The 20,294-nt window shown below is 61.5% G+C and carries 18 protein-coding genes, 1 tRNA gene and 1 pseudogene; 11 read left to right on the top strand and 9 right to left on the bottom strand.

Features of this window, described 5'->3' with window-relative positions; genetic code table 11:
• Nucleotides 1-43 precede the first annotated feature (43 nt).
• The 6 genes from V5F63_RS02635 to V5F63_RS02610 all read right to left on the bottom strand — a co-directional run bounded on the left by V5F63_RS02635 (nucleotide 44) and on the right by V5F63_RS02610 (nucleotide 8,211).
• Complete coding sequence (locus V5F63_RS02635; RefSeq protein WP_394101502.1) at nucleotides 44-4,165, bottom strand: Eco57I restriction-modification methylase domain-containing protein; 4,122 nt, start codon at nucleotides 4,163-4,165, stop codon at nucleotides 44-46.
• Between the two features lie 100 nt (nucleotides 4,166-4,265).
• On the bottom strand, nucleotides 4,266-5,375 hold the full coding sequence (locus tag V5F63_RS02630) for a tyrosine-type recombinase/integrase (protein WP_394101501.1): 1,110 nt from the start codon (nucleotides 5,373-5,375) through the stop codon (nucleotides 4,266-4,268).
• 4 nt (nucleotides 5,376-5,379) lie between these two features.
• Nucleotides 5,380-5,862: a helix-turn-helix domain-containing protein gene (locus V5F63_RS02625; RefSeq protein WP_394101500.1), complete on the bottom strand. Its 483-nt coding sequence runs from the start codon at nucleotides 5,860-5,862 to the stop codon at nucleotides 5,380-5,382.
• A gap of 5 nt (nucleotides 5,863-5,867) precedes the next feature.
• Nucleotides 5,868-6,080: a helix-turn-helix transcriptional regulator gene (locus V5F63_RS02620; RefSeq protein WP_245327332.1), complete on the bottom strand. Its 213-nt coding sequence runs from the start codon at nucleotides 6,078-6,080 to the stop codon at nucleotides 5,868-5,870.
• A 131-nt stretch (nucleotides 6,081-6,211) separates the two neighbouring features.
• Complete coding sequence (locus V5F63_RS02615) at nucleotides 6,212-6,904, bottom strand: hypothetical protein (protein WP_394101499.1); 693 nt, start codon at nucleotides 6,902-6,904, stop codon at nucleotides 6,212-6,214.
• A gap of 113 nt (nucleotides 6,905-7,017) precedes the next feature.
• Complete coding sequence (locus V5F63_RS02610; protein ID WP_394101498.1) at nucleotides 7,018-8,211, bottom strand: tyrosine-type recombinase/integrase; 1,194 nt, start codon at nucleotides 8,209-8,211, stop codon at nucleotides 7,018-7,020.
• Between the two features lie 1,234 nt (nucleotides 8,212-9,445).
• Here V5F63_RS02610 and V5F63_RS02605 point away from each other — a divergent pair.
• From V5F63_RS02605 to V5F63_RS02555, 11 genes and pseudogenes are all read left to right on the top strand, one after another.
• The gene (locus tag V5F63_RS02605) at nucleotides 9,446-9,856 is read left to right on the top strand and encodes a hypothetical protein (protein WP_394101497.1); all 411 of its coding nucleotides are present in this window, start codon (nucleotides 9,446-9,448) and stop codon (nucleotides 9,854-9,856) included.
• 127 nt (nucleotides 9,857-9,983) lie between these two features.
• Complete coding sequence (locus tag V5F63_RS02600) at nucleotides 9,984-10,559, top strand: recombinase family protein (RefSeq protein WP_394101496.1); 576 nt, start codon at nucleotides 9,984-9,986, stop codon at nucleotides 10,557-10,559.
• A 114-nt stretch (nucleotides 10,560-10,673) separates the two neighbouring features.
• A pseudogene (locus tag V5F63_RS02595) lies at nucleotides 10,674-11,183 on the top strand (BRO-N domain-containing protein); the annotation flags it as partial.
• 66 nt (nucleotides 11,184-11,249) lie between these two features.
• Nucleotides 11,250-11,603: a Rap1a/Tai family immunity protein gene (locus V5F63_RS02590; RefSeq protein ID WP_394101601.1), complete on the top strand. Its 354-nt coding sequence runs from the start codon at nucleotides 11,250-11,252 to the stop codon at nucleotides 11,601-11,603.
• Between the two features lie 165 nt (nucleotides 11,604-11,768).
• A complete protein-coding gene (locus V5F63_RS02585; protein WP_394101495.1) occupies nucleotides 11,769-12,149 on the top strand; it encodes a Rha family transcriptional regulator in 381 nt (126 codons plus the stop codon).
• Nucleotides 12,110-12,568 (top strand): hypothetical protein, encoded by a 459-nt coding sequence (locus tag V5F63_RS02580; protein WP_394101494.1) that lies wholly within the window; start codon nucleotides 12,110-12,112, stop codon nucleotides 12,566-12,568. The genes V5F63_RS02585 and V5F63_RS02580 overlap by 40 nt, the downstream gene beginning before the upstream one ends.
• A 686-nt stretch (nucleotides 12,569-13,254) precedes the next feature.
• The gene (locus tag V5F63_RS02575) at nucleotides 13,255-14,028 is read left to right on the top strand and encodes a hypothetical protein (RefSeq protein WP_394101493.1); all 774 of its coding nucleotides are present in this window, start codon (nucleotides 13,255-13,257) and stop codon (nucleotides 14,026-14,028) included.
• A gap of 255 nt (nucleotides 14,029-14,283) precedes the next feature.
• Nucleotides 14,284-14,406, top strand: coding sequence for a hypothetical protein (locus tag V5F63_RS02570; protein ID WP_394101492.1), 123 nt, complete (start codon nucleotides 14,284-14,286; stop codon nucleotides 14,404-14,406).
• The gene (locus V5F63_RS02565; protein WP_394101491.1) at nucleotides 14,403-14,609 is read left to right on the top strand and encodes an AP2 domain-containing protein; all 207 of its coding nucleotides are present in this window, start codon (nucleotides 14,403-14,405) and stop codon (nucleotides 14,607-14,609) included. The genes V5F63_RS02570 and V5F63_RS02565 overlap by 4 nt, the downstream gene beginning before the upstream one ends.
• Nucleotides 14,609-17,026 (top strand): hypothetical protein, encoded by a 2,418-nt coding sequence (locus V5F63_RS02560; RefSeq protein WP_394101490.1) that lies wholly within the window; start codon nucleotides 14,609-14,611, stop codon nucleotides 17,024-17,026. The genes V5F63_RS02565 and V5F63_RS02560 overlap by 1 nt, the downstream gene beginning before the upstream one ends.
• A gap of 125 nt (nucleotides 17,027-17,151) precedes the next feature.
• Complete coding sequence (locus V5F63_RS02555; RefSeq protein WP_394101489.1) at nucleotides 17,152-17,457, top strand: hypothetical protein; 306 nt, start codon at nucleotides 17,152-17,154, stop codon at nucleotides 17,455-17,457.
• 4 nt (nucleotides 17,458-17,461) lie between these two features.
• Here the strand turns inward: V5F63_RS02555 and V5F63_RS02550 are convergent, their stop codons facing one another.
• The 3 genes from V5F63_RS02550 to V5F63_RS02540 form a co-directional block, all read right to left on the bottom strand.
• On the bottom strand, nucleotides 17,462-19,111 hold the full coding sequence (locus V5F63_RS02550; RefSeq protein ID WP_394101488.1) for a tyrosine-type recombinase/integrase: 1,650 nt from the start codon (nucleotides 19,109-19,111) through the stop codon (nucleotides 17,462-17,464).
• An 85-nt stretch (nucleotides 19,112-19,196) separates the two neighbouring features.
• Nucleotides 19,197-19,281: transfer RNA gene (locus V5F63_RS02545), tRNA-Leu, on the bottom strand.
• 134 nt (nucleotides 19,282-19,415) lie between these two features.
• Nucleotides 19,416-20,186: an enoyl-CoA hydratase gene (locus V5F63_RS02540; protein ID WP_209487557.1), complete on the bottom strand. Its 771-nt coding sequence runs from the start codon at nucleotides 20,184-20,186 to the stop codon at nucleotides 19,416-19,418.
• Nucleotides 20,187-20,294: the final 108 nt, after the last annotated feature.

The following is a 20,294-nucleotide window of genomic DNA, read 5'->3' as shown; positions in this document are numbered from 1 at the left end:
GGTCTCCTCGCAGCGTAACGTGCTTCTGTCTAAAGCTTACGAGTTACTCTATCTCCGCGTCTGGTTGCCCTGCCAGGAGCGCGTTGATCCAGGCCAAAGCCAAATCCCGACTGCGATATTGACCATATTTCGCCACCTCGTCTCGTTCCACTATAGGGAATGTCGAGAAAATATATCGGATATCGTCGCGACTCTGCGCAGGGGAGGCGGAATCAAATAGGCCGTAGAGGATGAAATAGAGAGCATCGAGCTTAGCGCGCAGCTTGAGACGGCGGCCCTCATTCCACCTGAAGGGCGGCAGCACTGCGCCTGACGCATCCACATGGCCCATGTCGCGCGCAAAAAGCGCAATGTCGTGCGCGGTGTAGGTCAATTCGAGCACGGCATCACGCACGATCGCCGCTGCCGATTTGGGGCCGAAATTCCGAGCGTACGCCACGGGAGGCAGAATTGGGAGTTGCTCAAGGATATACTTGTTCAGATTACGGCTTTGAATTTTGTTTCGCGCAAAGTAGTCACATGGTATCGAATTCAGATTTCCAATCAATAATGCTGCTTCCGGCGCATCTAGACCATCTAGAATTGGAAGTTTATTTCCGGCCGCTACATGCGGAACAATAGCAGCAATCAACGACCGCGCATTATTGGTATTGCAGACGTCATTAAATCCAATGGCGTAGCCACGCCTGATCGCATCGACCTTACTAGCGCTTACCCAGTAGCGAGGTGTGGGCAAAAATTCAGGCGAAGCAAGCTCATCAAGTGTTGAGTGTATTGCCTGCCCTTGACCACTAATTGACCCGACTGGCGTAACAATAGAAGCGTAGCGATGATTATAAATTTGTACGCTCTTCCCCTCATACAATGGCAGCCAAACACCATTGCTAGATTGAAAGCGTTGATTTCCAATATACCATGCGCCTTCCTCATTCTCGAGTTCCTTCTTGTCCCGAAACAACTTACTGTCATTTGTCATATGAAACATAGTAAGGTATCGCGTGTTCCAGTCGCATTGATCGCCTTGACCCGATTTTCTTACGAAAACTGGCGTCCGTGCATAAGCCGCCGAAACAAGGCGAGCGTCTTCAGCCGAACGGAATATTGGAACAGTTCCAGTATTTGGATTTACAGCCTTGAGCGTTTCAGCATCCATCATGACAGTTGGATCTGACTTTTCATTTGGCATAACATGTAGTTTTACGGCATATCGAAACCTAGAGTAGCGCCGCCCTGGGTTAGATGAGACAATAATGGTAGGCTGATCCTCCGCATGGACGTCTTTAAATAGCCAGCGGCGTTTGTTTTCAAACGCAAGAAACGCTTTAAGCTGCTGATTCTCGGTGATGTTTGAAATGTAGTCTGCACTGGTTTTGTCAGCGCCGATGCCGATAGGAACTAAAAGTCCCACCATACCGTTTGATTTTACCAACGCATGGGCGCGCTCCACAAATAGGCTGTAGAGATTGATGTCACCCCCACTTAACAGAGGGTAATGGTCCGAAGGAGCTGCAGTTCGTTTTCCACTCTCGGTTTTTTTTAGTGATTTTCCGCTGCTGTGCCGAGCCATCCGCAGCATATCGTTTGCTCGTTGCTCGGCAATGAGGAATTCGGAAGCTAAGGGATCGCCAGATTCAACCAACTCATCGACGCGTTGCTTTCGATCTGCCGCGCGCGGCTCAGAGGCAATATCTGGCCGCCGCGCGGCGAACCATTCGACCTGTTGCAACTTGATCCGATCCCAAGGCGGATTGCCCACCACCGCGTCGAAGCCGCCTTCGCGCTCCCTTTCTTCCCAGTTGGACCACACTCCGGGAAAGGCGATCTGCCAGTTCAGAAAGCGCTCTTCGGCGATTAGTGCGTGGGCGCGCTCCAAAACGGCAGAAAAGCGCTCCCCTTCCTCGCGCCGCGCACGGTCGCGTATCGGTCGCGCCCTGCCCAAGGCAATTTCAATTGGATTACCGAACTGGCCATCGAGCCACGCCCGCACAGCCGCCTTGTCTTCACGCGCCTTCAGATCCAGCCAGTCCAGCGCGTGGAGCAAGGAAACGAAGGCGTCGAGCGGGCCAACCTGCGCCTTGATGCCGAAAAAGGTAGCCGCGGACTGGTGGGCCTCGGCAATTTCGACGTCTACCGCCCGCTCGATAAGTTGCATGGCAGCGGCGGCTGACTGGGCCTCCTTCAATTCCTTGACGTAGAGCAATTCTCCGCCGCCCCAGGCCGCTGCCTTGTCGATGGCGTCGCGCACCCACAAGCCGAACAAGCTGTCGCCTGCGCGCAGATGATGGTCGATGAATGAGAGGGGCGCACCGACTGTGAAGGTGTGGAGCCAAAGGGCGACCTTCGCCAACTCGACCGCCATGGGATTCTTGTCCACCCCATAGATGCAGCGCTTGAGGACCATCCGTCGGACAATATGCCGGTCATCGAGCTGAGCTTCGTCGATTGCCCATTTCGCTGCGCGGGCGTTGCGCAGGATGGTAGTGCGAATATCCTCGATCTTTTCCGCGAGCGGCGAAACATAGCCAAGGCTCCTGCCCTGCGCTGCCGCTTCCGCCATGGCATCGAGCACATGGTCAGCGAGCATATCCACGAGGCTCACCAGGAAGTGGCCGGAGCCCATGGCGGGGTCACAGATGCGCAGCCGCAGGATCGCCTCGGCCGGGTCGACCTCTCGTAGTTCGCGGCGGCGCACCAATTCAGATTCTTCCGGGTCGAGTTTATTTAGCGCCGCGTGGAAGGCCGCAAGCCGCTCTGAGATTAGTGGCTCCAATGTCTCACTGAGGATTAGACCCACGAGGTCATCCGGCGTGTAATAACTTCCGCTGTTCTTACGGGCGAACAAATTTGGACGCACTGAGAGAGTGCCGCCGTCGCCACGGAACAGCTCGAACTCTAATAGGCGTTCATAGATTGAACCAAGTTGCTGCACCGATAGGTCGCGATAATTGATATATCGCCGTTCTCCGGTGGAACGCTCGAAGGAAATGGCATCGAGGGCACCAGCCATAACGGCATCGCCGATGCTCACTCGCGCGAGAAGGGGCGCCCCCTCGGTAGCGAACAAGCCGCCATTGTAAGGCGGAATGCCAACGCTGGTATCGCCCCGGTCGATGATGCGCGCCAAGTCCGCCACATGCCCGAAAATGCGAGTGGCACTCGTGGAGAAGGCATCACCATTCGACACACGCCTGCCCACGTCGAGCCGCAAATTGCGCAAGGCATAGTCGTCATAGCGTTTGTCGTTCACCGGCAACAGCGCGCGGTCTTCAGCATAGAGCAGGAACAGCAGTCGATAAAGCAGCACCAGCGCAGCGTCCCGCACCTCGGTTAGAGGTGCGTCTGGGGCGGCTTCGGCGATGGCACTGGCTAGGTTGGGGAAAACGGTGGTGAACACCAGCTCCGACAGGCTAGAGGCGACCTTCTCCTCATAGAAGGCAGCATCCGCGCGGGCGCGCTCGTGGAAGGTTCGCCGATCGACACCTGTGCCGAGGAACGCTTCACGCGAGAACAGGACGGCAAACACGCGCAGCCAATGCTCGCGATCCGCATCGCTGGCGAAGAGGTCAGCACCATCGAGCGCGAGGACGCGGGAAAGGTCGATCTCCAGAAACTGTTCTGACACCGAGCGCGCACCAGCCCAGTAGAGCCGCCACCGCGAACCGTTGGTAAGGATACCCCAACGCAGCCGGCCAGCGGTTAGGTCGTCGATGCGCCGCAAATATCGCAGCATCTGCGTGGACGGCGCGGTGGTCTCATCCTTACCTGATGCACGGTCAAGGGGCCGAGCCCACCGCTTGCACTCCACCACGCAGAGGCCATGTGCATATCGGCGCCATTGTTCGACCTGTGCATTGGCCGCCAGCTTCGATGCGGCATCGGCGAACAGCAGACCGTCCGGTACATCGTCCCGGCCGCTGGCGGTCAGATTCTGTTGCCGGAGGCTATCGGACCAGCCAAGGGCACCGAGCACAGGCCATATGAAGTCGTCTTCGGTCTGGCTTTCGTTGGTTCGGATGCTCTTGGGGAACGGAACAGCGATTTCGGCCAAACGGGCGCGAAGGCCGGCAGCGTCAACGGAGCGATAGGCTTCAGTATGCTTGATCGCGTCCGCGAGGTAGTCGGTCGTGAACAGCGCGCCGGAAATGAACGAGGCTGAATCGGACAAGGCTTCCCCCTGCATCAACCCGCTCAATACCCGCAGACGCCCGACCGGCAAAGCGCATTATGTTTCGATGCTTCCAACCTATCTCAATCAAGGCCTGCGCCTAGGCGACCAAATCACTCCCTCTTCGCCTGGCCAGCAAGGCGCCGATCTGCGCCAGCGTATCATCGTCGCCGATGGGGGCTTGCTCTCCCATCCGCCCCATCACCTCGCCCTGCCGGTGGGGGTCGATTCGGCCGTAGGAGGTGAGCGTGGTGGCGATGTTTTCGTGGCCGAGGTTCTGGCTCCAGGCCTTCAGCTCCTCCGGGGTCCGGCACATAGTTTGCGCCAGATGGCCGAGGGTGTGGCGGAAGGCGTGGGGCGGGAAATAGGGCAGGCCCGCGCGCTCGAAGGCTTTGCGGAAAATCTCCCGCACCGGCGATGCGTTGCTCCAGTGCTCCCGCTCGATGCCCACCGGCGCGAAGCCGCCACCGTCGCCAAGGCCCATGCGCGTGCGGGGAAAGAGCGGGTCGGCCGGGCCGAACAGGTGGACCTTGCGCAACTCCTCGATCCAGGCGAGCGCGATAGCGGCGAGGTCCTCGCCCACTGGGAAGAAGTAGGTGACGATGGCCTTGGCGAACTTGGTCTCGACGCTGTTGGGGTCCTGCGTCACCACCGGAGCCTTGCCGGACGTGTCCACGTGGCGGAGCGACAGCGACACCAGCGCACGGTCGCGGATGCCGGTCAGGAGCGTGAAGGCGACCAGGGCGCGGTTGCGCCGGTCGATGACCGTCTCCCCCGGCATGGCGGCAACAGTGGCGCGCACCTGTTCGAGGCTGGGGAAGGCCCGCAACATCGCCGCCTTGGCCCGCGCGGCATCCTTGTTCGAGGGCGACAGATAGTCGATGTCCGCCATGTGGACCTTGGACTTGAAGCCGGGTTGCCACGACAGCCAGGTGAAAAAGTCCTTCAGTGCGGTGAGCGTGCTGGCCTGCGTGGACGCGCTCAGGCCCTCGCCGGTGCGCACACCCTCGGTCTCGGCCAACCGGGTCTTGAAGCCGATGGCCTGTTCGCGCCGGAAGGTCTTGAAGTCCTTTGCGGCCGTGTATGCCTCATAGCGGGCGAGGGCCTTGCGCACGGCATCGAGCGTCGCCTCGCTCTTGCCCTTGGCTTCCTTCAGATAGCGGATATAGTCCCTCTTCAGGCGCTCATTGGACGGGTTCAGTCTCGTCATCGCGTCACACCTCCTCGAAAGCACGGTTTGCATTGGGGTCGGAACAACCATTCATTCGTTCCGGCGCCAGCGTGTGCAGATCGATCAGGGCGCCGAGGGCCGGCAGGTCGGCCCGCCGCACGGTGCGGTGCATGGGGGTTCCGCAGGAGGCGCAGAGGGCCGCAAGGCGGGCGACCTTCTCATTGCGGAATGACAGGTCCGCCGTTCCGCCCCACGGCGCGCGCGGCACCCGACAGCGGAAGCAATAGAACTCGCCGGGGCGGCATGTGTGGCGCCGGCTCACCCGCCGCTTGGCAAGGAAAACCTTGAGGGCAGAGCCATGGATCAGAAGGGGGCGCCGGTCATCGATCGCACCGAGCCCCTCCTTGAGCCACCGCCGCACCGTGTTGCGGTGGATGCCGAGGAGCTTGGCAACTTCGGCCACTTCATAGGTGGTGCCCTGTTTCACCCTCTGCGGCGAGCACCGGCGCGGCTTGCGGGCGCGCATCCCCTTCACCCCCTCCGCCCCGTCGCGATGCGGTCGGCAATCCAGCCGTCGATCTCCGCCTCGATCCAGGCGACGCACCGCTCGGTGAGGGCTACCGGCTGCGGAAAGCGCCCCTCCCGCATATAGGCGTAGATGGTGCTGCGGCTGAGACAGGTGCGGGCCTTCACGGCCTCCAGGCGCAGGAGAGAGGGGCGGGTCGTCGTGTCGTTGCTGCTCATTGGCTCCATCCGGGTCCGAGTGGACATGGACGGAAGGATGGGCGCGACGCGGGCGCTAAAATAGCCGGGCGAATTTGAAAAAACGTAGGTTGTTCAGTCGATTAATTTGGCCGAGAGATACCCCAAGTCCCCTAGAAAGGTATCTCGTCGTCAAGGTCGGAACCGAACGAACCAGAGTAGGGGTTTTCCTGATCCAAGGGGCTGGTTTGACTAAACCCACCCGGAGGTTCTGGCGCATCCTCAGGGGTAGCCGGAGCGCCGCCGTTGGGCCGCCAGTTCGCGACCTTGGCAATATCCTCGATGCCGGTGGCGTTCGGCTTGCCCTTGTGAAGAAGCCCGTATTCGGCGGCGTGCTCTTCGAGCCACTCCTGCAAGGCCTGCTTCACAGATTTGCCCCGCAGGCGCTTGGGGTCAGCGGTCACGGCCCGCCAAGCGGCATTCGCAGCGGCGAGCTTCGGCGCATAGAACAGACCTCGCGGATCATCGACCTCATGAGCAGGTTTAGGTTTAATCCTGAAGAATAAATCATACATATCATGCTCAAAATACCATTGATGAATCCGCTTACTGTGGATTAGACTTTCTGATAAATCTACATCATTTCCAAAAGAATCGCAGTACACCTCCCTTACAAGGGGGATAGTTCGATCAAATATCGCGTGTTTAAGAGCGTTTATTGTCGGAAGCGTCGCATGGCGCACCGAAACGGGCCACCGCTCAAATTCGATTCCATACACCGACGCAGGATCGTAGCCGTGGCTAAGAAGAGCGGCCTGATAAATGGTGAACTGCTTTACGAGGCGCCAACGCTCCAGATCGGACATAGCCGTACCGCCAGTTGATTCGCTGGCATAGTTTCCGTCTAACGCGCAGCAAGTCCAACGCCGTCCGGCGAAGCCATGCACAATCCGATGCAATCAGCGGAGGTCTGATTGGTTCAGTCCGCGGCCTCCCGCAGCGCATCCAGATAATCCGCCCACCACGCCATCATCCGCACCCGCTCCTCCCAATGCTCGCCCCGCAGGTACGCCCGGCGCACCTCATTGTTCTCCGCATGGGCGAGCTGGCGCTCGATAGCGTCGGCATGCCACCGCCCACTCTCGTTCAAGAGCGTCGAGGCGGTAGCGCGGAAGCCGTGGGCGGTGGCGATACCCGGGCCGAAGCCGAGACGGCGCAGGGCGAAGTTGAGGGTGTTCTCGCTGATCGGCTTCTTCGCCGCGCCGATGCAGGGGAAGGCGAAATCCTCCTCCGCCGTCACCGCGTGAAGCTCGCGCAGGATGGCCACCGCCTGCGGCGGCAGCGGGATGCGGTGGGGCCGGCGCATCTTCATGCGTTCGGCCGGAATGGACCAAATCGCCTTGTCGAGGTCGAATTCGGACCACCGCGCCGCGCGCAGCTCGCCAGGGCGGGGGAACAGCAGCGGCATAAGCCGCAGCGCGGCGCGCGTCGCCGGCTGCCCTCCATATCCGTGGATCGCCTTGAGGAGCTTGCCCAGCTCGGTCGCGGTGGTGACAGCAGATCGATGCTGCACCTTCGGCGTGGTCAGGGCGCCGCGAAGGGCGAAGGTCGGGTCGTTCTCGATTCGGGCGGTGGCGATGGCGTAGCGGAAAACCGAGCCGATGACGGAACGCATCCGCCGCGCCGTCTCATGGTGGCCCTTGGCCTCGATCTCCCGCAGCGCCACCAGCACGTCGGCCGAGCTGACACCGCCGATATCCCGGTCCCCGAAATGGGGGTATGCGAACCCAAGCAGCCAACGCCGCTTCCCCAGCGTGATATCAGCAAGCCCCTCGCGCTCCAGCTTGGCGAGGTGTTCCTCGGCCACCGCACGGAAGGTGTTGGCCAGTGCCGCCTTCGCCTCCTCCCGTGACTGCTTCTTGAGGGCGGAGGGGTCGGCGCCGTCTATGATCGCCTTCTTGGCGTCGTCGCGCCGCTCCCGCGCCTTGGCCAGCGTCACCTCGGGATAGGGGCCTATGGCGAGGAGCTTCTCCTTGCCCTCGATCCGGTACTTCAACCGCCAGAGGCGGGAGCCGGTCGGATTCACCAGGAGATAGAGACCGCCACCGTCCGCCAGCTTATAGGGCTTGTCGCCGGCCTTGGCCGCGCGGATGGCCGTGTCGGTCAGGGGCATTGGGGGTCGCCCTCAGTGGGGGTACGTTTCCGATACCCCCAAAAATACCCCCAAATTTGCCGGCTGCCAACGGATACCCCCAGACACCCCCGGAACCTACTGGACCGGAGAATCGAGTGTTTGTAAGGGTTTTCGGAGCTTTTGGGACTTATCCGGAAGGGTAAATGGTGCCCAGGAGAGGATTGGCCCTAATCCAGCCATCCATCATTGATTTTACTGGGTTTTTAGCCGCCACGAGGAGGCCGATGTGTACCAGTGAGGTGGCCACGTCGCAAGCTGCATGAGTTCGAGTCCTAACAGCGCACTCGAACCAGCGTACCCCCATTGCCTCAGCCACCGGCCAAGGAGACTGGCGACTGACCATGAGCTTATGATGAATGGCAATGGGGTTGACTATGCAGTGGCAGAAAACGCCACCCCAGCTGTCTATCTATCGGAGTGCATGAAGGCGCAGGCCATGAGGCAATCTCGATGAGAACTAAGAGCCTCAAGCTCTCATCGAAAGGTCATCACGATAAGGACTCTATCTAGAATGGAATTTATATTCCAATTCAAGAGAGCAAACTCACATTCAATCGATACGATACCTTATAGGTAGAGCTCCTCTGGACCTTGTCAAGAGGTATTTCTCAAATAAAATTGAGGTGTGTCTCTCAGTACCCATATGGGGACTTCGTTCCCTGTCGTCCCGTGTACGGGTTCGTGTTTCCTTGGGTTGACCAGTTGTTATACGGGTTGCTGTCGGGAGCAGAGCGGTAGTGTCCCTGCACGCTGGTTCCGTCGTTCCTCGTATAGGGGTTCACATGGACAGGCCCAGTGCTTCGGCCATAGGTGGACGACCCGTAGCTGTACGGGTTCTGTACATTGAGACCGCTCTGGGATCGCGCTGGAGTGGCCAGGACGGCAGCGGCGAGTGCGATGAGGCCCAAAGTAGCCAGCTTCACGGATATCCCCCATTCCCTAAAGGAAGCATGTGGTTAGCACGGGGCAGACTTCGCGGCCAAGTTGAAAATTGGAGTCCGATCTGCGGACATATGTTCCCCCAACGCGAAACCGGAGCGCCCCCCGTACCCCGTTGACATCATGGACACCGGGAAGCCTTGAGCGTCGCCCTAGAATGCGCCTTGGTCCAGCCTCCACGCCCATCCCTTAACCTACCAACTAGAAATAGTCCCTCGGGTGGACTGCCGCTAACGCGCGGTGCTAGGTTCCTGACCTCATTTCGGGGGCGGGGATGTCCAGTAACAAGTCAGTGGTAATGGCCGCTATCTTGGCGGCTGTGGTGGGAGCGTGCGCCAAAAGCGCCGAACAGGTATCGGCAGCATACGTCTCGCCAATCCAGTTCGAGAGTTACACCTGCTTGCAACTCGCCCAGGAGGCTGAGCGGGTTTCGGCGCGAGCCATCATCCTGACTGGCGCCCAGAACAAGCAGGCCACAAGCGATGCAGTCGTGACCACCGTAGCTGTCGTCATCTTCTGGCCCGCCGCATTTATGGTCGGAGGCGACAACGCCCAGACGGCTGAACTTGCCCGCCTCAAGGGCGAGATGGAAGCCATCGAACAGGTATCAATCCGAAAGAAGTGCGGCATCGTCTTCCGCGCCGAACCACCAAAGACGGAGGAGGCGAAGGCCGACGCCCAATAGACCTTGCCCATGCGGACACGTCCGGAAACGCCCCGCATCGCGTCCAATAGGATGGGCTTGACATTCTGGACGGATGGGACTCTCATCTCTAGACCTTTTGGACACTGAAGGTCGGGAGACAGGGCACATGGGGATGTTGGTCGGATATGCGCGGACCTCCACCACCGAACAGGAAGCAGGGCTTGAAGCCCAGCGACGCGACCTCGACGCGGCGGGTTGCGGCAAGGTGTTTGCCGAGCATGTGTCCTCGGTTGGGGAGCGGGACAGGCTGAAGCAGGCCCTGGAGTTCGTGCGGGAGGGTGACACCCTCGTCATCACCAAGATCGACAGGCTTGCCCGCTCCACCATCCACTTGTGGGAGATCGTCCGCGACCTCGACGCGAAGGGCGTGGGTCTCCGGGTGCTGAACCTCGGTGGCGAGGTGGTGGACACCAAGAGCGCGACGGGGCGATTGATCCTCACCATCTTCGCAGGCTTTGCGCAGTTTGAGCGGGAGATGATGCTGGAGCGGCAGAGGGAGGGTATCGCCAAGGCGAAGGCCGAGGGGAAATATCTCGGTCGCAAGCCCACCGCGCGGGCGAAGTCGGAAGAGGTGTTGAAGCTCCACCGCGAAGGGAAGACACCCACGGAGATCGCTGCGGCTGTTGGGATCGGCCGGGGGAGTGTCTACCGGATCGTTCAGGGTCAGGGAGCAGAGGCATGACCGAGCGGAGGGAGGATGAGATACCGCGTCACCTTCGGCGCTATGTCCCGTCAGACCTTGGACCGAGGGGGCTGAACCCCGCCGACCGAATAGGGCTGTGGGCAATTGCCGGTCATGTCATCTTCTTCATTGTCGCCGCTGTGTTGGTGCTCGGACGATAAGGCCACAGATCGACTCAGAGGCCCGCAGGAGTCGATCAAGCTTGACGTGGCAGGTCACGTCGCGGGGCACGACCAAACGAGTCTGGCGGCGCTCGGAAGGCAAGCAAACGCTCTGACCACCTTCCAGACGCCCGCCTTCGGGCACGACGGGAACACCTACCACATCCGCGTGGTGGACATCGGGGGAGAGCCCTGGTTCGTCGCGGCGGATGTGTGCCGGGCTCTGGGCCTGAGCATGGATGCTGGTGCCGTGAGACATCTCGGCAACCTCAGTCAGGATGAGGTTGCTCGCTGGCGTCCCACAGAGGGGAAGTACGGCGGACGCCCCAACGCCATCATCTCCTAGTCCGGCCCCTACAAGCTGATCCTCCGCTCCGACAAGCCCCAGGCCAAGCCGTTTCAGGACTGGGTCACTCGCGTCGTCCTCCCCGCCATCCGCAAGGACGGTGGGTACATCCAGGGCCACACCCATCGCCATGCCATCGAAGCTCGGTCATCATCCTCACGGCTTCACAGAGGAGGGCCGGGAATGCGCCGCGCTTGCACCACGGCTTTCGTACTTTTGGCTGTTAACGCTGCATCCACAACTTATGTGATCGCGGAACCGAGCGGAGCCGACATGGTGCGGCAACTCAAGCTCTCTCCCGAACTAGCGCGAACATATATTGAAGGTTTATCTAGTGGAATAGACTGGACCAACACGGCTATTTCCACGATGAAAAAGGGGTCTCCACTCTTCTGCCCTCCGCCAAATATTTCTATAACCATTGAACAAGTTGAGAACATACTTATACGATATTTGGCGAACAAGCCCTCTGAAGCTCAGTACCCCGTTGGCTTTGTCATGCTAAAGGCATTCCGAGACACTTTCCCCTGCCCGTGACGAGCCCCTATCTCAGCGCCCCTTCTGCGGCCACCGGGGAACCGAGCTGGTCGACGAAGCGACCGGCACGCGGGTCCGCTTCTTCATGTTCAACGACGAGGCGTCGGCACGAGAGCACCGGATTTCCGGCCTGTGTCAGCCCTGCCAGGACGGAGTGTTCCACTGATGGGAGACCTCGTCACCGCTAAGCCCATCGTGAGGACGGTGGGCCGCTTCGTGGTCGCCAGCTCGAAGGACGTCGCCGCATACTTCGGGAAGCGGCACGATCACGTCCTCAGGGACATCGACACGCTGATAAGTGAGGCTCCGTCATGTGCCCCCAATTTTGGGGCCACGTCGGAAACCGTTGTAATGCCTCGCGGAGGAACCCGTCAGGTTCGCTCCTTCGACATGACCCGTGATGACTTCACGCTGCTCGCCATGGGCTTCACCGGAGCCAAGGCGCTCAAGGCCACGCCCGCAAGATCGACACGGCCCACCGTGAGGTCATCTACGCGGGAAGGTCCATGCTCCGCTGGGCAGAGACTGCCGGTATCCATCTCCTGAAGGTGAAGGAGAAGGTCCAGCATGGGGAGTTCAAGGCGTGGATCGAGGCGAACTGTGAGGCGCCCTACGACACCGCAGTCCAGTACATGCGTGTTGCGAAGATCGCCACATCCAAAAATGTGGAGGTCCACAATTTTGACGGAGGCATCGACGCCTTCCTCGAAGCTCACTCCACGCCCCGCCCCAAGACCCCCTGTCCCACCGTCACGACCATCGACCGGGACGACGCGGCTCACGCCCTGAAGCTCCAGGCTCTTGTCGAGCGTGGGACCACCGAGGCTGAGCGCGATGTAGCCCAGCGGAAGAGGCACCCTCTCCCGTCGCCTCAGACGGCCGCTAGAGTCGATTGGGTGCGACCGAGCCACCCACCTACCGGCGACAGCCCGCAAGACTCCCACGCCCTTCTCTGCGCATCTTAGGCACCCCTATTTATTGCCTCCTACTGCCCTGGGGGTGAGAAAGATTAACTCTATGTGTACTCATAGAGTCCCACATCAGGGCCACCTGATGACCCCGGATAGCCATACCTGCTTAGAGGATCAGAAACGAAGTTTCCCTCCATCAGGAGTTCTCTATCTCTCCGGTTCACCTCGGGATCACAGAGGGAACATCTCGACACCCTGAGCCCTCGCCATCACCCGATGGTTTGCTGTCATTTCTTCTCTCCTACTGGAAAGACATACCGCCTCGCTCAGGATCACACAGCGAACACCCTGCCGGTCTGGTCGGGTGGGCGGGCATCGTTTTTTCGGAACACGGCGACACACCGGAAGGCTGACACCCGCCCCGCTCGCATGACAGTGAGTCGGTCGGGACGGGCAGTCGGCCTTCCGGTGTGCAGCCGTCACGACCCCTTTCCCATGTCGCCCCGCCCACCACGGGCCACACCCGACGACATGGCGCCCCTTCACAGAGCGTTTCGCTCGAAGGTCGATGTCTGCGACGACCGAGGGGCATTGCCTTCCCGACCCAAGACCAGACCGGAAGCGTCTCTCCGACGCCACCGCCGTCACTGAGCGCACGTCCGCCGCTCGGGATGCCTCCGGTCTGGCACCCCCATCCCCTTCACCGCCCCCACCCATAATCCCCACTCACGAGGCACACCATGAGCACCACCGCGAGACAGCGCAGGATCGAGACGACCCGTCGTGCGGAGGCCGCTCGGCTCCTCGCCAGCGCCCTGAAAGACATGCCCGTCAGGAGCCTCCTTGAGGGCGATGACGATTATGGATTTGTCACCGCTGTCCTGACCCCGCGCCACCGCGTGATCCTCGCCAAGGGTGGTTCGTCCTGGCTCATTCAGCGCCGCGACGTTGCCGTGGGGACTGTCTCCCGCCGCGCGTGGCGTAAGCTCAGCGCCCATGCCACGCGGGACGATCTGTTGGCAGCTGTCGACACCCTTCACTTCAATGTCGACCCCGCCGTGATGGAGACGCTGCGGGCGCTTCCCAACTGGGCATCCATGGCACCGTCCCTGTTCACTGAGATCGGCATGGGCGGCCCTCCCAGCCCCGACACCAACAGGGGACCGGACACCCTGTCGGAGCTGATGGCCCGCCGCCGTGGCCGCTTCCAACCTGTCGCAGCGCCTGCCCCTGGCGGAAACAAAGAGACCGAAGACCTGTACCGGAAGGGGGTCTGTCGCCTGAATGACGGCTGGAGGGTCATCCTCACCAAGGATCGAGCCCAGTTCGCCCTTCAGCGTCGCGAAGGGAAGACACCGGACGGGTTCCCCCGGTGGACCAGCCGCAGCTTCTGCAAATCCAAGGCTGTGCTGCTCAGGGACGTGACCCGGTTCGCCGGGAAGGTCGACCCTATGGCCCGGCTGGTGCTGGACGCTCTGCCCACCGAGGCGACCCACGTCTACGTCCACGCCTGAGACCGGCTCAGATCGAATAGGAGCCCCGTAGGAGTCAATGGAGCGTCGTCAGGCTATCGGAACTAGCCGAGCGATCGCTTTGGACTCCTACGGGCTTCTGAGCCGCTCTGATCCGCGCGCCTACTTCCGCGCCCCTGTTTTTCAGTAACACAACATATAGCGCAAATTTTTCGTAACACACCATATCTAGGAGACCACACAATCACCCTCAACGCCTACCCCCACCATGTCACAGCGCGCCTCGACGCCACCGACATGTCCACCATCCGGGACATCCACCGCGTCATCCGTCCCGGCAAGGTTACGTCCTTCACCGATGTGCTGCGCTTCCTCTTGTCGGAATGGCGGAAGGCCCATCGCGAAGGCGCCTCCCAGTGACCACCGCCCCGCATTATCGCGGCGTCTCGTATGACAGACTCTATCGCCGTTGGACTGCCCACATCCAGGTCAACGGGAAGCGCCTCTTTCTCGGTGCTTTCGACACCCCTGAAGCTGCCGCAGAGACATACGACCTAGCTGCCACTGAGCACCACGGCAGCAAGGCGAAGCTCAACAAGATCACCCAGGAGCTTGCAGCCTGATGGCCAAGGAAATCCGTTCGGGCCGCACACAGGTCCAAACCCCCGGTCTCCCTTCCGGCCCCAGTGAGCGCTCCAAGCTGGTCTCCCAGCCGGTTCCCGAGTTCAAGTCCAGCCGCCTCGGCCTTGACGGGCTCACCCAGTCCTTCGCCAACTTCTTCGGCGCGACCAACAAGGCCGCCGAGACGTTGATGCAGGCTGTCGAGCTGGGCGACCGCAAGCGGATCGAACAGGAGAACATGGCGCAGAAGCGTCAGGCCGTGGGTGATGCCCTGACGGGCAAGACCATGGATCAGGCTGGGTCCGAGGACTACGACTACTACGACACCTACCGCACGGTCCTCGCTGAGAAGACCGGATCGGAGGCTGTCCGCGAGTTCAAGGACTGGTACCAGAAGGACTTCCTCCAGAAGACCCCTGACGCCGACCTTGCCCAGGCGCGCCAGGAATGGGCGATCAAGAACCTCACCGGGTCCAACGATCCGGAGTTCGAGGGCATGTCCCTTTCGGCCTTCTACAAGGGCACCGAGACGATGCTGGGGACCCACATGGAGTCCCGGCTAAAGGCTCAGTTCGCCAAGGGCAGGGACAACCTGGAGGCCGTCATCGACGCTGATGCCGGCAACGGGACGATCTCCCCCGAGCGCATCGCCTTCTACATCCAGTCGGCCCAGAAGCTTGACCCCCTGAACGCCCACGAGGCGGCCCCCATGGTGGCAAACGCGCTGGCGACCGCCGTGCAGAACCATCCGGACAAGTCCCAGGCCATCCTCTCGGTCCTCGACCGGGAAGGCACGGGCATCAACGGGAAGTCCTTCGCGGCCTCCTTCCCCGACTCCTACGCCAAGCTCCAGCAGAAGGCTGTCACCAGCTTCGAGCAGACGAACACGATGGCGGAATGGGAAGCGGTGAATGGCCTGCGTGAGCGCGCCATGAAGCTCAAGGAGATGAACGACGACGACCTCGCGGCCTTCGGTGAGGACCTGATCCGGACCCGGAACCGCTATGGCGCCGCGAACGACATCCAGGCCATCCAAGGTCTCCTGGGCAAGGAGGCAGAGCGTCGTGCGACCGAAGGGGCCAACTTCGCCCATGTCCAGCAGATGCTCATGGGTGCCACTCCGACCGACGTCAGCGTGCTCAAGAAGGTCCTGCCGGACTACATGAAGAAGGTCATGGGGGTGGACAACATCCTCAAGGCCGATCCGGTCCAGGTGAGCCAAATCCTGGTCCGCGCTGGCACCGTCGTGCCGGAGGACTACAAGGCCCAGGTGTCTGGTGCCCTGGTCAACTTCGACAACCCGGCCGGTCAGATGGCTGCTGCGAACCTCCTGTTCGCCATTGAGAAGCAGCGGGATCAGAAGTTCGCGGCCAACTACCTGACCGACGAAGCGTACCGCTATTACAAGCACATCTCCGACGAGAAGATGCTGACCAGTGAGCCCATTGAAGCCACGCTTGCGCGTGTCGGAGAGCTGCGTCGGAATGCCAAGCCCGTGGAGTCCTGGTCGGCTGTCGTGGGTAAGCCCCCCGGTGAAGCCAAGGTGGAGGTCGACAAGAAGGTCAACGCGGCCATCAAGTCCACCTTTGGTGGCTCTGGGTTGCTGGGCACGGGCTTCTTTCGCGAGAACATCACCGTGCCTCCGGACCTCCGGGAGCGGATCACCGACTACGCCATGGCGGTTGTCTCCGAGCGCGGCGCCCAGGGCGTCGAGTGGGGTAAGGCTGTGGAGGAGGCGGTGGGTCGCATGGCGAACAGGGCGTCTGTGATACCGCAGAACGGTCGCTACGTCCTTCGGTTCGATGACACCCCCAATCCCGCCTACACAGAGAATGGCATGACCGTGCCTAGGATCAGGTTGGGCCTGGAGGTCTACAACCCGAAGACCGGCGACAACGTCAGCACCGTGAAGGTCTATGAGAACCAGCTCGACGAGTTGGTCCAGAAGGCCCCGTTCTTCCTGAAGAATGGCACGGCCGACGATGTGTCCCTGATCGAGCACCCCTTCGCGGTCTCCAAGGGTGCCTATGCGGTCGCCCAGAATGGCAACTACCGGGTCTTCGAGCCGGGTGACAAGGTGAGCATCTGGTCTCGCGAGATCAGCATGACCGATGGGCGATGGCAGACGGTCAAGGAAGGCAAGGAGGTTGTCATCCCGGACAACGAGGTGGACCTGAATGCCATGTTCGAGGGCCATCTGCCCAGCAAGGGCTTCGGCTTCGTCCGCATCCCCCTGAGCGACGACAAGACGGGCTGGATGCTCGCCTATCGTCCTAACTTTGGGGCCGACGAAGGGATGACCCTGGAGGAGCGTGAGAAGGCGTTCCAGCCTCCTGCGGCACCTCGCCAGACTCCACAGGTGGTGTTCCCACCTAAGACGCCATCCCAGGTCATCAAGGAGCGCGCTCCAAGAATGTGACAAGGAAAAACTCAAGTAAATCGGACAGTGACATTTGATGGATACAAAAATGTCGCAGGCGAATACGCTTGATGCTCAGCTCAAGCTGGAGTCGTATCCCCCTCGTTAACTGAGGGGAAACCACGATGTCGCGTACGAAGTTCGTTGCCGCCGCCCAGGAAGTCGCCACCACCGTGGAACTGGTCAATCGCCAGTTCCCGGCATGGAAGTTCGAGGCTCATTCCGATGAGACCGGCGCGTCCCTGATGGCGTGGCTTCCGTGGCTGTCGCCCGACGATCACGACTATACCCTGTCGTTCGTCTCGACGGATCAGGGATGGCAGGCGGTCACGGCCGAATGGCAGGAGGTCGGCAAGCCGAGGGAGAAGCTGGTGGAGGCGGTCACGAAGACACTGGAGCGACTGACGGCAACCGACCGACTGGCGGCGTGAGAGGTCAGACCTCGGTTTCGATCTGATACCTCGGGAACTTGGCGATGCCATCCGCCCGCGCGTTCAACGTCACGTCCCCGTAGGCGGCTCCCACCGTTCGCGGGGCGTGACCACAGATGGCATCCAGCACCCGTTCCGAAACGCCCGCTTCCAGCCCCACCGTCTTGAACCGGTGGCGCCATCCATGGTTCGGGGCAACATTGGGGTCTTTGACCACCTCACGGGCAAACTCGGCAAGGCGGTTCTTCACGCCCTGAAGCGGACCCAGGACGTCCCCGCTCCGACTCGGAGTGAGGAACAGGTGGCCATTCTCCGCCTGCCTCACGAACTCCGGGAAGCCCATCTCGACAAGGTGCGGATGCAGGGGGACTTCGCGCGCCTCCTTGTTCTTCACCGCGCCCGCTTCGGGCGTCAGGGTGAGCACCCAATGGTCGCCTTCCTGCCGAATATCCTGTTTACGGAGTTGGGCTATCTCACCCACTCGCGCCCCGGTGTAGGCGCAAAGCCATGGCACCCACCGCTTGGCCGCGAACGTCTTCGGACGCTCCTGCCCTCGCTGGTGGCGGGAGGCGGCTGCAAGAATGGCGGCTGCTTCCTTGTCAGTGAGCCCCTTTCCACGGAGTTTCAGCGCCTTCACCCGCTTCACGGTGATGCCCTCGGCCGGGTTCGCGGGGAGCAGCCGGTTGGCAACAGCCCATCCGAAGATGGCCTTGAGCCCCGCAAGGTCGCTGTCCTTGACCGTCTTGGGGCTCACCCCGGCGGCAAGGCGCGCGCTCTTCAGGCCGATGATGTCGTCTGCCGTGATCCGCGCGGCGTCGCTGTGCCCGACATGCTCGGCAAGACGGTCCATCGCGCTGGCGTAGGCTTGGTGCGTCTTGCGGGAGAGGCCCGCCGCCTCACCCTCCTTCCACCAGCCCGTTACCAAGCTCGCGAAGGTCACAACCTTTGCGCCCTCCGCTGCCGCCCCCGTCTCCGGAGTGAGCACGAATGGTCCGCCGAACCGTACCGCATTCGGGTCCGGCCGGTAGTCTCCAGCCACATTCCGGTCCAGCTTCAGCGCAGCGTCCTTGAGCGCCATTGCAACGTGAAACAGGAGCGCCTTGCGGCTGGTTTGGTCAACCTCCAGATGATGAGCGGACAGCACACGGTCGGCCAGCTTGCCGAACCGCTCTTCCAACAGGATGTCTCGGCGCTCCTGCTCGTCACCGATGATGAGCACATGGCCACCGCCGCCGACAGGCCCGGCCATCGCTTCGGCGATGCCATCAAGGACAGCATCCCACAGCTTGGTTGAACCGGGGTCGTCTTCCATGCCATCGGCAAAGAGCCGGTAGACCTCCCCCGACAGGGCGATGGTCTGCTTATGGGTGAGAGAGACAGGCCCCTTGCGGATGGCGTCCCAATGCTGAGCAAGGAACGACTCGGCAAAGCCGGTTCGCGCTCTTGCGTTGACCGGGTCGCGCGCCTTGAGGGAGAACTTGATCTCTGGGCCTATCGTGAACGTGGCTGTTCGCTGCCCTTCGCTATCCGGCGGGAACGCGATGGTGACGACCTGTCCCTTGGCCTTGGCGAGAATGTCCTTGGGGGTGCGCTTGCGGAACGTCAGGAACGACGACTCAGGGCGCCTTGTGGGGCGTGTCATAGGAAGAGCCATGTGGCCGCTCATGTGTACCAGTTTGAGCGGCGAGAAACACAGCTACATCAATATGTTCTGAAGCGTCAACGCTCTAGGGGAGCGATGGTGCCCAGGAGAGGACTCGAACCTCCACGGCTTTCACCACTGGTACCTGAAACCAGCGCGTCTACCAATTCCGCCACCTGGGCCCCGTCCGGTTGGGGCCGGAAGGGAGCGCGACACATAGAGGGGGGGCGGCTTGCTTGTCAACACGCTCCTTGCGCTCTTCCGTGGAAAGATGGGGAAGGCGGGTGCGGCCGGTGGGGCGGCACCCGCGTGGTCGTCAGGCCTTGAAGTCGGGGGGGCGCTTTTCGATGAAGGCGCTCATGCCTTCCTTCTGGTGCGGAAGGCCGAACTGGGACTGGAACACCCGGCGCTCGAAGCGGATTCCCTCGGCGAGCGAGGTCTCATACGAGCGGTTCACCGCCTCCTTGGTCTGCATGGCGACGGGCAGCGACATGCCGGCGATCACCTTGGCCACCTTCAGCGCCTCGGTCATCAGATCGGCGGCGGGGATGATGCGGGAGACGAGGCCGGAGCGCTCGGCTTCCACCGCATCCATCAGCCGGCCGGTCAGGCACATCTCCATGGCCTTGGACTTGCCGACGAAGCGCGTCAGGCGCTGGGTGCCGCCCGAGCCGGGCATGACGCCGAGCTTGATCTCCGGCTGCCCGAATTTCGCGGTGTCGGCGGCAAGGATGAAGTCGCACATCATGGCGAGCTCGCAGCCACCGCCCAGCGCGAAGCCGGCGACCGCCGCGATCACCGGCTTGCGGGTGCGCGAGAGGCGCTCCCAGGAGGTGATGTAGTCGTCGAGATACGTGTCCGGATAGGTGAAGTTCTGCATCGCCTTGATGTCGGCGCCGGCGGCGAACGCCTTTTCCGAGCCGGTGAGGATGATGCAACCGATGTTGCGGTCGGCCTCGAGCCCGTCGAGGGCGGCGTTCAGCTCGTTGATGAGCTGGGCGTTGAGCGCGTTCAGCGCCTGCGGGCGGTTCAGCCGGATGATGCCGACCCGCTCGTCCACCTCCACCAGGATCGTCTCGTAAGCCATCCTCATCTCCTCCTCAGCCGGCGTGACACCGGTCGATGTCCTCAGCCGCGCCTCGCGCGCAGGGGTAACGTGCTCTACCGTGCCTCGGCATTGATGCGAAGTGGCAGC

Source organism: Xanthobacter wiegelii (assembly GCF_043193855.2).
In the GTDB taxonomy this organism is placed as follows: domain Bacteria; phylum Pseudomonadota; class Alphaproteobacteria; order Rhizobiales; family Xanthobacteraceae; genus Xanthobacter; species Xanthobacter flavus_A.
Note: the sequence above shows the minus strand (reverse complement) of the source record. Positions and strands in the feature narration are given on the sequence as shown.

Coding starts and splice junctions, on each gene's coding strand:
- V5F63_RS02630 (WP_394101501.1), bottom strand. CDS start 5,375: ATGACGAGACTGAACCCGTCCAATGAGCGCCTGAAGAGGGACTATATC.
- V5F63_RS02625 (WP_394101500.1), bottom strand. CDS start 5,862: ATGCGCGCCCGCAAGCCGCGCCGGTGCTCGCCGCAGAGGGTGAAACAG.
- V5F63_RS02620 (WP_245327332.1), bottom strand. CDS start 6,080: ATGAGCAGCAACGACACGACGACCCGCCCCTCTCTCCTGCGCCTGGAG.
- V5F63_RS02615 (WP_394101499.1), bottom strand. CDS start 6,904: ATGTCCGATCTGGAGCGTTGGCGCCTCGTAAAGCAGTTCACCATTTAT.
- V5F63_RS02610 (WP_394101498.1), bottom strand. CDS start 8,211: ATGCCCCTGACCGACACGGCCATCCGCGCGGCCAAGGCCGGCGACAAG.
- V5F63_RS02605 (WP_394101497.1), top strand. CDS start 9,446: ATGTCCAGTAACAAGTCAGTGGTAATGGCCGCTATCTTGGCGGCTGTG.
- V5F63_RS02600 (WP_394101496.1), top strand. CDS start 9,984: ATGGGGATGTTGGTCGGATATGCGCGGACCTCCACCACCGAACAGGAA.
- V5F63_RS02590 (WP_394101601.1), top strand. CDS start 11,250: ATGCGCCGCGCTTGCACCACGGCTTTCGTACTTTTGGCTGTTAACGCT.
- V5F63_RS02585 (WP_394101495.1), top strand. CDS start 11,769: ATGGGAGACCTCGTCACCGCTAAGCCCATCGTGAGGACGGTGGGCCGC.
- V5F63_RS02580 (WP_394101494.1), top strand. CDS start 12,110: ATGCTCCGCTGGGCAGAGACTGCCGGTATCCATCTCCTGAAGGTGAAG.
- V5F63_RS02575 (WP_394101493.1), top strand. CDS start 13,255: ATGAGCACCACCGCGAGACAGCGCAGGATCGAGACGACCCGTCGTGCG.
- V5F63_RS02570 (WP_394101492.1), top strand. CDS start 14,284: ATGTCCACCATCCGGGACATCCACCGCGTCATCCGTCCCGGCAAGGTT.
- V5F63_RS02560 (WP_394101490.1), top strand. CDS start 14,609: ATGGCCAAGGAAATCCGTTCGGGCCGCACACAGGTCCAAACCCCCGGT.
- V5F63_RS02555 (WP_394101489.1), top strand. CDS start 17,152: ATGTCGCGTACGAAGTTCGTTGCCGCCGCCCAGGAAGTCGCCACCACC.
- V5F63_RS02550 (WP_394101488.1), bottom strand. CDS start 19,111: ATGGCTCTTCCTATGACACGCCCCACAAGGCGCCCTGAGTCGTCGTTC.
- V5F63_RS02540 (WP_209487557.1), bottom strand. CDS start 20,186: ATGGCTTACGAGACGATCCTGGTGGAGGTGGACGAGCGGGTCGGCATC.